The sequence below is a fragment of the Dyadobacter sp. HNCC25DJ185 genome, from assembly GCF_056895195.1.
On record NZ_JBXHAR010000007.1, the window covers coordinates 504,877 to 516,260 of the forward strand.

At 48.2% G+C, this 11,384-nt stretch carries 11 protein-coding genes; 1 reads left to right on the top strand and 10 read right to left on the bottom strand.

Going from position 1 to position 11,384, the window contains the following annotated elements; genetic code table 11:
• Window positions 1-3 precede the first annotated feature (3 nt).
• Window positions 4-1,125 carry a L,D-transpeptidase family protein gene (locus tag AC1XUF_RS22145; protein WP_483344015.1) on the bottom strand — a complete coding sequence of 374 codons (1,122 nt, stop codon included), beginning with the start codon at window positions 1,123-1,125 and terminating at the stop codon, window positions 4-6.
• A 549-nt stretch (window positions 1,126-1,674) separates the two neighbouring features.
• Here AC1XUF_RS22145 and AC1XUF_RS22150 point away from each other — a divergent pair.
• Complete coding sequence (locus AC1XUF_RS22150) at window positions 1,675-4,191, top strand: PAS domain S-box protein (protein WP_483344016.1); 2,517 nt, start codon at window positions 1,675-1,677, stop codon at window positions 4,189-4,191.
• 114 nt (window positions 4,192-4,305) lie between these two features.
• Here the strand turns inward: AC1XUF_RS22150 and arsN2 are convergent, their stop codons facing one another.
• From arsN2 to AC1XUF_RS22195, 9 genes are all read right to left on the bottom strand, one after another.
• Window positions 4,306-5,154 (bottom strand): arsenic resistance N-acetyltransferase ArsN2, encoded by an 849-nt coding sequence (gene arsN2, locus AC1XUF_RS22155; RefSeq protein WP_483344017.1) that lies wholly within the window; start codon window positions 5,152-5,154, stop codon window positions 4,306-4,308.
• 13 nt (window positions 5,155-5,167) lie between these two features.
• Window positions 5,168-6,025 (bottom strand): arsenite methyltransferase, encoded by an 858-nt coding sequence (locus AC1XUF_RS22160; protein ID WP_483344018.1) that lies wholly within the window; start codon window positions 6,023-6,025, stop codon window positions 5,168-5,170.
• Between the two features lie 57 nt (window positions 6,026-6,082).
• A complete protein-coding gene (locus tag AC1XUF_RS22165; protein ID WP_483344019.1) occupies window positions 6,083-6,412 on the bottom strand; it encodes an ArsR/SmtB family transcription factor in 330 nt (109 codons plus the stop codon).
• A gap of 94 nt (window positions 6,413-6,506) precedes the next feature.
• Window positions 6,507-7,724, bottom strand: coding sequence for a DUF3570 domain-containing protein (locus AC1XUF_RS22170; RefSeq protein WP_483344020.1), 1,218 nt, complete (start codon window positions 7,722-7,724; stop codon window positions 6,507-6,509).
• Window positions 7,725-7,742: 18 nt separating this feature from the next.
• The gene (locus AC1XUF_RS22175) at window positions 7,743-7,967 is read right to left on the bottom strand and encodes a DUF4266 domain-containing protein (RefSeq protein ID WP_483344021.1); all 225 of its coding nucleotides are present in this window, start codon (window positions 7,965-7,967) and stop codon (window positions 7,743-7,745) included.
• A gap of 4 nt (window positions 7,968-7,971) precedes the next feature.
• Window positions 7,972-8,901 (bottom strand): FAD:protein FMN transferase, encoded by a 930-nt coding sequence (locus tag AC1XUF_RS22180; protein ID WP_483344022.1) that lies wholly within the window; start codon window positions 8,899-8,901, stop codon window positions 7,972-7,974.
• Window position 8,902: 1 nt separating this feature from the next.
• On the bottom strand, window positions 8,903-9,334 hold the full coding sequence (locus AC1XUF_RS22185; RefSeq protein ID WP_483344023.1) for a thioredoxin family protein: 432 nt from the start codon (window positions 9,332-9,334) through the stop codon (window positions 8,903-8,905).
• Window positions 9,335-9,346: 12 nt separating this feature from the next.
• Window positions 9,347-9,883 carry a Rieske (2Fe-2S) protein gene (locus AC1XUF_RS22190; protein WP_483344024.1) on the bottom strand — a complete coding sequence of 179 codons (537 nt, stop codon included), beginning with the start codon at window positions 9,881-9,883 and terminating at the stop codon, window positions 9,347-9,349.
• 373 nt (window positions 9,884-10,256) lie between these two features.
• Entirely contained in the window at window positions 10,257-11,357 is a 1,101-nt protein-coding gene (locus tag AC1XUF_RS22195) for a VIT1/CCC1 transporter family protein (RefSeq protein WP_483344025.1), read from the bottom strand.
• Window positions 11,358-11,384 lie beyond the last annotated feature (27 nt).

Genomic DNA, 11,384 nt, shown 5'->3' on the forward strand with positions numbered 1-11,384 from the left:
AGGTTACGGATATGAAAGGCGCATTTTCTTATAAATGTCGGGGTAAAGGGCGAGCCCGTTTTCGACCCCGGCTAAGGCATAGGTAATTACCACAGGAATTTTAGCCGGTAATGAAAAAAACTGCGAAGGGATATTATGGTAACGCTCATTGGTAAACGTTTCAGGAAGCAACTGTTGTTGCATCAGCAGGTTGGCCAGCTTCACGGGTTCTGCAACCCGGATACAGCCGTGGCTCAGGAAACGGTATTTTTTTTCGAATAGCTCACGGTGGTTTGTGTCGTGGAGGTACACATCGTAAGGGCTGTCCAGATCAAATTTGACAACACCCAGCGCATTGTCGCATCCTGTAGATTGTCTGAGCCGGTATGGAAAATTCCGGGACGATAAGCTCTTCCAGTCTACGTTTTCCGGCGAGACTAATTTGCCTTCCCGGGAAATGACCTGCATTTTCATGGCGTCGAGGTAACCTGCAGGGTTCTTTTTTATTTTTGGTAAGAACTCTTTCACCGCAATGGACCTGGGCACGTTCCAATAGGGATAAGTGATGATCCTGGTCAGATAGGCCGCAAAAACAGGTGTCGGAGTGCCGGGGCTTCCGACAATGACCGCGCATGCTAAAAGGTCTTTGCCGGCATGGTCAATCACCCTGAGCGTAGCAGAGGGGACATTCACCAGCACGATCATCTGATCTGGCAAACGGTTAACCAATCGGTATTGGTTGAAAGAGTAATTGACTTTTTCCCATTCAATCAGCGAATCGGCCCCTGCTGCGGTCAGCGAATCAACCAACTTTCTTAACGTTTGATAAGGTTCCAGCACAGGTTCGAGCGATTCGAACTCGGGCCGCCAGGAACCTGGTTTCTCCATGATCCGTTGTGCTGCCGCGTTAATCCTCACGGAATCGATCTTTTCGGTAAGTAGCCAGGATTGTTTACGTTCCAATTCGCCGTAAGCAATCCGGTATGCAAGACTGCTGATTTCTGTGCTGTCTTTTAATCCGGTGGTTTCGCCCAGCCCCTTCCTGAACAAGAATGTTTTCCATTCGTCCAAATCCTGTGCTTTTACACATTCATTAAACAACACCGCAAACATTAATACGCTATGTATCAGAAGTTTTTTCCGCATGATGATGATCTTATCGTGGGTCAAAATAAGTCAGTCCCGGCTTAAAAAAACCTGACACGGTACGGGTCAGGACATGATCTGCGTCAGGTTTTGCCAGATCTGGCAAAACCTGACTTTGGGCGGGATTAAGTAAAAGTTTAAAACATGCCTGATAAATCCTTACCTGCTTCTCGGCATGATGGGGCCTTGGACGATGATATTTGAATGCATTTGGCATTCAGTTCGGGGCAGTACTTTTCAGATCGGATAAGAGGGTTGTGTGCCTTGTCAACTTTATTTTCCAGGTTGCCTGGAAGGGTAACCTAAAACCAAGTAAGGTAACTTTAAGAACCAGAGAATTTTATGACTTTGATCATGTTTTATGGAACCGGTTATGTCACTTTTAGTGATTAACAGGCGTTATCGGCGTTTTATTCCTGATTTTCAAGGCTTTAATTATTTTTTTGATTGTTGAATATTTTAGGTATTATTAGCCAAATTATTATTGAGATTCGAGTAGGATAACCCCATACATTCTTAAAGTTAGTTTTATGATGATCTGCTTTTCAAATGCATTTAAAACTTTTACTCGATGACAGTCGCATCACTAAAATCCTCGAGAGCAGCTTTGAAGTCATTTCGCTTCTCAATGCTTCTTTTGAAATTATATACCGCAGTCCCAATGCCCGGCGTATTACAGGCTGGACTGATCAGGAGCGTCTAGGCAGCCGATTGAGAGACCACGTACATGCAGACGATCTGGAAGGGGTTATCCAGTCTCTCCAGGATATATCGAAGCTGGAAGGTTTATCAAAATCCTGCGTTTTCCGGACAATCAGGCCAGGCGGGAACTATATCTGGATTGAAGCCTCATTTACAAACATGCTTGAAGATCCTGACGTGGAGGCAATCGTATGTCATTACCAGGACATTTCCGAGATGAGGAGATCTAACTACCTGCTGGATCAGACAAATAATGAGCTTTATGCCTACAAATATGCGCTGGACGAATCCGCCCTGGTTGCAGTGACCGACCAGAAAGGCATTATCAAATACGTGAATGAGAATTTTTGTCTTATATCCGGGTACCAGGCAAGCGAACTTGTAGGCCAGGACCATCGGATCATCAATTCATCTTTTCACGATAAAGCATATATCCGTTCGCTCTGGACTACCATTGCGAGCGGAACGGTCTGGAAAGGAGAGTTTAGGAACAAGGCCAAAGACGGAAGCTATTATTGGGTCGACACCACCATTGTTCCTTTTCTCAATGACAAAGGAAAACCCTATCAGTATGTTTCTATCAGGTTCGATATTACCCAACGTAAATTAGGCGAGGAGAAGCTCAAACAGGAAGAGCGTCATCTGAGACTTCTGGAATCGGTTATTACCAACAGCAGGGACGCGATCATCATCACCGAAGCCGGGCCCCTGGACGAGCCAGGACCACGTATCATATATGTGAATGAGGCCTTTACCGAAATGACAGGTTATGCTTCCACAGAAGTAATAGGTAAAACGCCAAGAATTCTGCAAGGGCAAAAAACGGACCGGAAGGAGCTTGATAGGCTGAAAGAATGCCTGCTCAACTGGGAGCACTGTGAGATCACGGTGATTAACTATAAAAAAAATGGGGAGGAATTCTGGGCGAACCTGACCGTGACGCCGGTTGCGGATGAAACGGGTTGGTATACTCACTGGATATCTGTCGAGAGGGATATTACAGAGCGCCGTGAACTGGAGAACTTACTGGACAAGGTGACTACGCTCGCTGGGATTGGCGGCTGGGTGGTGGACCTGGTAAAAGACACTATTTTCTGGTCCCCTATTACTTGTAAAATCCATGAAGTGGAAGCGGATTTCCATCCGGATATGCGCACGGGTATCGACTTCTATAAAGAGGAAAAGGACAGGATTCTGATTGCCCGAAAAATCGGTCTGGCGATTGACGAAGGGGCGTCGTTCGATTTCGAAGCGCAAATTGTGACGGCCAGGCAGAATGTAAGGTGGGTAAGAGTGATTGGCGAGCCGGAATTCGAAAACAATCGATGTGTGCGGATACGTGGCAGTTTTCAGGATATTGACGTGCGCAAAAAAGCGGAACTGGCCGCTTCGCACGCTTTGGAGGAAAAAAATACCATACTGGAAAGTATCGGGGACGCATTTTTTGCAGTCGACAGGAACTGGACGGTGAGTTACTGGAACAATGTTGCGGAAACCGTGCTCGGAAAGAGTAAGCAACAAATGCACGGGAGCAACCTTTGGGACGTTTTTTCAGACGCGGTAGGCTCGGAGTCCCACAAAAAATACCATGAGGCGGTAGAAACCAATCAGGCCGTTCACTTTGAAGACTTTTATCCTCCGTTGGGTAAATGGTATGACATCAGTGCCTATCCTTCATCCAATGGCTTGTCTGTCTATTTCAAAGACATCACCGAGCGCAAAAGCATCAGTTCCGCCCTGGAGGAGTCGGAACGCAATTACAGTTCGCTTTTTCAGCACAGCCCGCTGCCTATGTGGGTTTTTGATCTAGAAACACTGGGTTTCCTGGATGTTAACCAGGCGGCCATTGAAAATTATGGATATAGCAAAGAGGAGTTTCTGCTCATGACGATCAGGGATATCAGACCGAAGGAGGATCTGCCACATTTGCAGGAAGCATTGGCTAAAGGCAACATTGCACACGAAAACGTCAGACAAGGTATTTTCAGACATCTCAGGAAGAATGGCGAAATGATCCAGGTGGATATTCAAACCAACCTGATCCAATATAAAGGAAAGCTCGCAAAAGTCATTATCGCGAATGATATGACGGAGAGATACAATTATGTTAAGGCTATTGAGCAGCAAAACGTAAAACTCAGGGAGATCGCCTTCATGCAGTCACACATCGTCCGCGCACCGTTGGCACGGATTATGGCTATTACAGGCATGCTTCAGAGCTGGGAAATTTTCGCTGACGAACGGGAGAAATTGCTGGAATTTCTTCAAATAGCAGCCAGCGAACTGGATGATGTAATTAAAGACATATCGGGTAAGACAAGTTTGATTGAGGGTCTGCCGAAATCAGGCCATGAAACATCATGACGCAAACGAGCATTGCCCGATTGACTCGCAAGGACGGGGCCAAAGGGATAATGCAGGTTGTCAGAAAGAAGAGCAATCTTATTGGTTGCCGACAGGGCATTCGTGCACCCGCGCTTATAATTCCAGCCGCATGACAAGTGCCGAAGAGGGGCAAAGTGTACTTAATTGCCGGGTATTTTGAATTGGAGCAGGGGTCTTGTCGCGACTGATGGCGCTAAATCCAAAGCGCTCGAAGTATCCTTCGGCGGTTGTCGTAATCAGGTAGAGCTCGCGTACGGCAGCCGCATTCGCGGACCGTAGTATTTCCTGTACCATCTGCCTGGCAATGCCGCGGGATTGACAGGTGCTTCGAACCGCCAGGGAACGTAATAGTCCTACCTGGCCAAATCTTTCAAGGCCCGCTACACCCATCATCTGTCTTCCCGCCACGGCAATCACAAAATCGGCCAGGTTTTCCGGCAAGTCTTCTGTTACCAGGGCTGCTTCTGTCAATAGATCCATGATGGCTTCCCGGTCGTCGGGCTGCGCTGGCCTGAGCGCAATTTGTTGCTGATCTGGCCACAGGGACATTACAAATGCCTGAGAAAATGTTTTGATCTGGTCGCGTACCTGGCGGAATGAGGTGATTGCGTCGATCCCTGGCTGATGCCCAGGATCAGGGAAACTTTGGTGGATCCGTGTGACAGATGACGGGAAAACCGGGCATTGTTCGTGCGCGTGGTCGCATACCGTGATCACGTAATCAAGAGGAATGGTTGTGTACTCATCTACATGATTGGAGGTGTGATGAGATATGTCGACACCATCTTCTGCCATTACCTTTACCGATAGGGGATTGACGCCGCGGGGTGCAACCCCTGCGCTGTAAACTTCCGCTTTGTCTCCTGCAAAAGCCTGCAGATAGCCGTGGGCCATTTGTGAACGGGCAGAATTGCCGGTACATAAAACCAAAATTCGTTTCATAGCAAGCAATGGATTAGTTACAGCAATTTGGTCCGCAGCACGCAGCTGGTTTTTCAGCAAAAACCGTGATGCTGTAAATGCCACGGCTTCCTTCTCTGTGATCCGCAATTTCATCGGGCGTCAGATAGTTTTGCAATACGGAATCAGGGATATTGATTTCCCGTTCTTTTTGTACCTGAATACGGGTGAAGCCGCAATTCCGTATCACTTGCAAATAGTCGTCCTTTTGAATAGCCCTTGACACGCAGCCCACGTACATTTCAGCATCGTTTTGCAAACCTTCCGGCAGTTCACCGACCAGTACGATGTCGGAAATGCTGAAATGCCCCCCGGGTTTCAGTACTCTGAAAGTTTCTTGAAAAGCCTTCTGCTTGTCAGGGACCAGGTTCATGACGCAATTGCTCACTACAACATCGGCCAGATCATCGGCCAAAGGTATTTCCTCGATGTCACCGTACACAAATTCCACATTCTTATAACCGCGCGCCTTTGTGTTTTTTCGTGCCCGGTCGATCATGGCCGGCGTCATGTCCAGGCCGATCACCCGGCCGTTTTCACCCGTTTCTGAACGGGCAACAAAGCAGTCGTTGCCAGCACCTGAGCCGAGATCTATTACGGTATCACCGGGTTTGATTTGGGCAAATTGCGTCGGCAGGCCGCAGCCCAGGCCCAGGTCCGCATCGGCCACATAGCCCTTTACATCTTGGTAGTCCGGTGCCATCATCATGGGTACATTTGATTCGGTTTCAGGACCGCAGCAGGAGGTAGGCCCGCAGCAACCGACTGTTTCAGCTATGCCGGTGGCAGGTTGTTCTGCAATGGCGCCGTATTTCCGGCGCACTGTCTCTTTGATTTGTTCAGCAGTTTCCAAGTTCTTTGGTTTTTTGTATTGTAATATTGCGATTAAGTTACTCAAAAAAATAGCTGTTCAGTTACAGCAGCCGGCGACAGCAAATGATTCCAAAAGATTGCCAAATACCAGCCTGGCTTCATCCCAGACTTGCGGATTGATACAATAGCAGACCCTCGGCGGGTTGATTTCCCCGTGAATGATACCGATCCGTTTCAGTTCTTTTAAATGCTGGGAAACGGTCGCCTGTGCCAGATCCAGTTCATCCACAATATCACCGCAGACACAAGCTTTGCGGGCAACGAGCAACTGCAGAATAGCCACCCGTGCCGGGTGTGCAAAGGCCTTCGCTAAATCGGCGATCCGGTTTTGCTTGTCTGTGAATATCTCAGTTTTGGTAAGTCCCATGATGCAAACATAACATCAATTTTGATAATCGCAATATTGCGATGTAATTTTTTTTGACGACTGCCTGAGGACTGACCCGGTTGGTCTGCCATCATTATTTAAGCTTCACGGCCAGCGTTAACATATCCGATTGCATACCCGTGCCTGCATTCCTGTAAAAGTGGCCGTATCGCACTTCCAATGATGCAAAATGCCGGATACCCATGATACCGCCAGGCGGCGAAAGGCGGATACCCATACCGCCGAAATGACTTTGGAATGAAGACAGGTCGTAGTCGCTGGTGTAATAAGCCGCGTTTGTATCGTGCCCCATGTACGGAGCAAAGTACCTGACGCCGCTCTGGCTGTTGAACCTGTAAAACGGGCTTAATGACAAAAATGGAGTGATCTTGACAGGCGCTTCCAAAGAGACGGTATGGGCGGTCATTCCCCAGTTGTCGGCATAGAAACGGTAAAATCCCCGTAAGACGACCCGGTCGCCAATGAAATAGCTTCCCCTGAGCCCGACTGGGATCTTGAAGCGGGTCCCGGGCAGTTTTTCCACTTTTTCGCTGCCGTCTGTAAAGTAAGTCCGGTGAAAGGGTGTGCTTAGTAAACCTTCCTGATAGGTCGGTTCCACGATAACCATCAATTGCAGACTTTTGTTGACGATCTGGGAAAGGGCCACGGAGCCGTTGTAAGTATTGCGGGGCTTGTAATAAAGGTTGGACTTATCCCCCTCCGCGCCGGAACTATACCCGTTTGGACGCAGCTCCGAAGGCAGAATCGCTGTATAAGTATCCTGGAACGTCCCCGCCTTGAGGGTGATCTCCCGGTTGTTGTCTTTGGAGGATTTGGAAAAATTGATACCAAAGCCGTAGGATTTGTAGTCATATTCTGTGGAATAGGAAAACATGGCGCCTTTGGTTGTATGGTTGGCATCGTTCTTCATGTTCCAGGATAGGCTTGGGTAGATGTGGGTATCGGTTCTTGAAGCCGAAGAAATGGTGAGCGGATCGATATTGTCCTGTGAGGCTGACGAATAGTAATCAATGTTCACTTCTCCCGAGATCGTGTGTACACGGTTTCGTTTATCCGTTTTGCTGAGGCGGATTTCCAGCGAATTTGCAAAATCGTACAGTTTCTCTGTGCCGATGCCGCCCGTGATCGCAGAGTTGTTCCCGTTCTGATTGTAATACCCGGAAACAAAATTAATTTCCTCTATTTTGAGCTTTTTAGGCTGATATCCGATTTCGGAACTGTCAGCGGATTGTGCTTGCGCTGAGCCGAAAAGGCATAGCAGCGCTGCCACGGTATAGGTAATTTTCTTCATTGGGTTCTGAAAACAAGATTAATTACAGCCACAGCCTCCGCCGCTTTTGCCTCCGTTTGCTCCGGAAGCGCCTTCCCGGTATAGGTAAAAACTCTGTTCGAACTTTTCGGATTTCCGGGCCGAGAGTTCCATTTCGGAATCGTTGATGCGGTTTTTCTGATATTCCTTTACTGTCACGCAGGCGGATAGCAATGCCAGGACGGCACTCAGCAGCGCAAATTTTTTGATTACGATCTTGTACATACGTTTAGCGGATCTTTATGTTTTTGGAAGTGTACAGCTTGTTCTGATCGTCGATGACAATGCATGCTATATCCTTCATCTGATTGATCAAATCCAAGCCGGTCCTGATTCCCAGTACGGTTACAGGCGTAGCAAGCGCGTCGGATAGTTCGGCGTTGGGCGAAAAGATGGTGACGCTTTTTATTCCTGATACCGGCAGGCCGGTTTTAGGATTGATGGTATGCGAGTAACGGCGGCCGCCAATGGTGACAAATTTTTCATAATTGCCCGACGTAGCGATCGCCATATCACTGATTTTGAGGTAAGAAAACGGCAAATTTTTCGCGTCCGGGTCTGCAATTCCGACGGTCCAGTCCAAATTGCCGGGTTGCTTGCCCCAGGTGGTGAGGTCACCTGATGCATTGACGACGCCGGATAAAGCACCAGCCGCACGCATGGTTTTTTTAGCCATTTCGGCCGCGTAACCCTTGCCGATGCCGCCAAAACCAATCCGCATACCTTTTTCTTTGAGGTATACAGAACCCTCCGACGGATTCAGAACAATGTTTTTGTAATTGATCAGCCGGACCATCCGCTTTGCCACGGCCGCGGACGGCAGCGATGTCATTGTCAGATCGAAATTCCAAAGCGATTTGTCGATGGAGCCGTAAGTAATGTCGAAAGCGCCCTGGGTCAAAGCGGAAATCCGTACCGAACGGGCGATCAGATCAAAAACCTCGCGGTCTACGACAACAGGGGCGATCCCTGCCTGCTGATTGATCTGGTTGGTCTGGCTGTCGTCGCTGAAGGTAGTCAACAGTTTCTCGATGCGCTGAATTTCGGCCACACCCAGGTCTATAAACTGTTCTGCTGCCTCATGGCTATCCGCTACTGCGCTGATATCGAAACGATTCCCCATCAGTCTGAGGGAACGTTTTGCAAGTATCTCTCCCATATTATCTGACGGAATGTGAGCGGATGTCGGCAATGAACGCCTCTACCGACGGTTGGTAGCCTTCCCACTCTTTGATCACCTTACCTTTCGGGCTTATTAAAACCGTCAGAGGAAATACGCCCTTTTGATTGTATTGTTCTGCGAGTTTTTCATTCATGGCAACCTGATTTTTGTCAAGCTGGTTTTTCTTTTGTCTTGGAAAATCTGCCCGTACGAGTACCAGGTTTTCAGCAGCGTAGTCTGTGAATTCAGGCGAGCCGAAAACGTCTTTGGTGAGCTTGATACAAGGTCCGCACCAGTCGGAACCGGAAAAGCTGAGCAGAATCATTTTGTTTGAGGCTTCGGCTTCTGCCCGGGCATCGGCGAAATTCAGTTTCCAGTTCAATGGCAATGTCACAAATAGAATAAGCAGGGATGCGAGGATCGTTTTCATATTGATTATTGGTTAGTATACAACAACCGTATTTCCATCGGTTGCCGTTTTGTAAATGGTCAGACCAGCGCTTCCAAATGTGTTCAGGCCTGCGCCGGTGAGGCTGAACCGGGCACCATGCTGAGTGCAGTAAAATTCTGTTTTGTTAAAAATCACCTTATTGCGCGGTTCGTGGCTGCAAGTCTGTGTAGCCGCTACGATCACCCCCGAAGCAGATTGGGCTACAACAATACCGTTTTTGATCAGGTAGCCGCCGACTTTAAGTAATGCCGCACTGGCTGAAAGCGTAAGGTCTATTTTTAGTTTAACACCTGTAATGGCATTGAGCGCCTCCGTGGAGATCGCTGCCGCGGAGTTCAACTTCACTGATACATCGGTACTTCCGCCCAGGGAAGTAGTGTCTGTTACCGGGGTTTCTGATGTTTGGTTCTGAAGACTCAATGCTTCCACAAACGTATCTTCCTCATGCACGCAGGAAGTCAGCAGCGCCATCAGGGCAGGACCCTTGAACCCAATGGATTTTAAAAAATCGAGACGTGTCATCATCATTAGTGGAACGTTAAATACTCTGATAGGCTATACGAATATGCATATCCCGATGTTGCATGCGTTTTGTCGTCTTAAAGTGACTTGGGAGCCTGCTGGTCCGGCGAGGTTTTTAATTAATCTAAATACTGCTTTTGTGCAAATAAGAAAAGAAGTGTAGCTACGGGGGTTAGTGGCCGACAATATCGAATGTGTAAATTTAATTCACTCAATATCAATTTATTGTATTTGCTCTTGCTTTGTTTTCAAAACTGAAAAAGATCATATCCGAGGTTTATTGTATCAGATAGATTATATTTTTTTGCAGATGAAATTTTTGACTTTTAACTGAAATTTAATCGGGTCTACTGCTTTGCGTTAAAGCGAAAGAACATGTTTATGCGCCCACGGAAACGCCGATTAATCTCCCGATCCCAAATGTGATTGCCGCTGCAGCCAGCCCGAAAACAACCTGCCGGAGCCCCGAATACCAGACGCTTTTACCAGTGAACAGGGTAATTGCCGCACCGATCAGAAATAAGCCTAAGCCGCTGACGACGGTACTGCCCACGATAGCCCGGGTGCCGGTCAGAAAGAAAAACGGAGAGACGGGTATGATGGCGCCGACAGCAAACAGGAGGAAGGAAGTGATCGCTGCCTCCATGGCGGACCCTTTCAGGTCTTCCACATTGATCCCAAGTTCTTCTTTTACCAGAATGGCCAGCGCATGGTCTTTTTGATGCATGATTTCTGCTGCCATGGTACGGGCCTGCCCCGCTGCGATACCTTTGGATTGATAAATGAGGGCAATTTCCTTTTCTTCTCCTTCCGGATTGGCTTCCAGCTCGTCCATCTCCAGTTGCATCTGATTTTCATTCAGCTCCTGGGAGCTTTTAACGGAAATCCATTCGCCCAAAGCCATCGACAGCGCACCCGCCAGCATCCCGGCCAGACCGGTCAGCAGGATTTCCTTAGGACCGCTGACAGCACCTGCGATACCCATCACAAGGCTGAAATTGGAGACCAGCCCGTCATTGCCACCTAAGACCGCCGCCCTCAGGGCGTTACCCCCTACCGACCTGTGTCGTTTTTCAAATCGGGTCAGGGTGCTTCCCGAGATCTTTGGCTGCCCCTCCAGGATGTTTTTCAGGATGGCTACGTGAGCCGTATCTGAAATCGAACTGGCTAGTCTGGTTTTCTTTCTGGCGTTGACTACTGAGCTTGAAATTCCTTTTTCTGTGTCCAGCAATACGCCAAGCACATAGTCGTAGCCAAATAACTTGCCAATCGTATTCAATATCCTGGCCCTGGCTGAAGGCGGCGGCAGACGGGAGGTGTCCATCTGGTTTTTTGTCATCAATGCCACTGCGTGCCCGTGCTCAATTTCGCTCATCTGGCGGAAAATAGCCGCTACATTCTTATCTTCTTCATGCTGGGCAAGAACGCTATACAGATAGCAGGCATCAATTTCGGTCTGGATGTTTTTAAGATTAGCCATCGTTTAAATTTCAAGGATGAAACTGCC

Bases quoted from the DNA above. Each gene is read 5' to 3' on its own strand.
- AC1XUF_RS22175 (WP_483344021.1), bottom strand. From the start codon at position 7,967: ATGTACAAGATCGTAATCAAAAAATTTGCGCTGCTGAGTGCCGTCCTG.
- AC1XUF_RS22185 (WP_483344023.1), bottom strand. From the start codon at position 9,334: ATGAAAACGATCCTCGCATCCCTGCTTATTCTATTTGTGACATTGCCA.
- AC1XUF_RS22170 (WP_483344020.1), bottom strand. From the start codon at position 7,724: ATGAAGAAAATTACCTATACCGTGGCAGCGCTGCTATGCCTTTTCGGC.
- AC1XUF_RS22180 (WP_483344022.1), bottom strand. From the start codon at position 8,901: ATGGGAGAGATACTTGCAAAACGTTCCCTCAGACTGATGGGGAATCGT.
- AC1XUF_RS22190 (WP_483344024.1), bottom strand. From the start codon at position 9,883: ATGATGATGACACGTCTCGATTTTTTAAAATCCATTGGGTTCAAGGGT.
- arsN2 (WP_483344017.1), bottom strand. From the start codon at position 5,154: ATGAAACGAATTTTGGTTTTATGTACCGGCAATTCTGCCCGTTCACAA.
- AC1XUF_RS22195 (WP_483344025.1), bottom strand. From the start codon at position 11,357: ATGGCTAATCTTAAAAACATCCAGACCGAAATTGATGCCTGCTATCTG.
- AC1XUF_RS22165 (WP_483344019.1), bottom strand. From the start codon at position 6,412: ATGGGACTTACCAAAACTGAGATATTCACAGACAAGCAAAACCGGATC.
- AC1XUF_RS22150 (WP_483344016.1), top strand. From the start codon at position 1,675: ATGCATTTAAAACTTTTACTCGATGACAGTCGCATCACTAAAATCCTC.
- AC1XUF_RS22145 (WP_483344015.1), bottom strand. From the start codon at position 1,125: ATGCGGAAAAAACTTCTGATACATAGCGTATTAATGTTTGCGGTGTTG.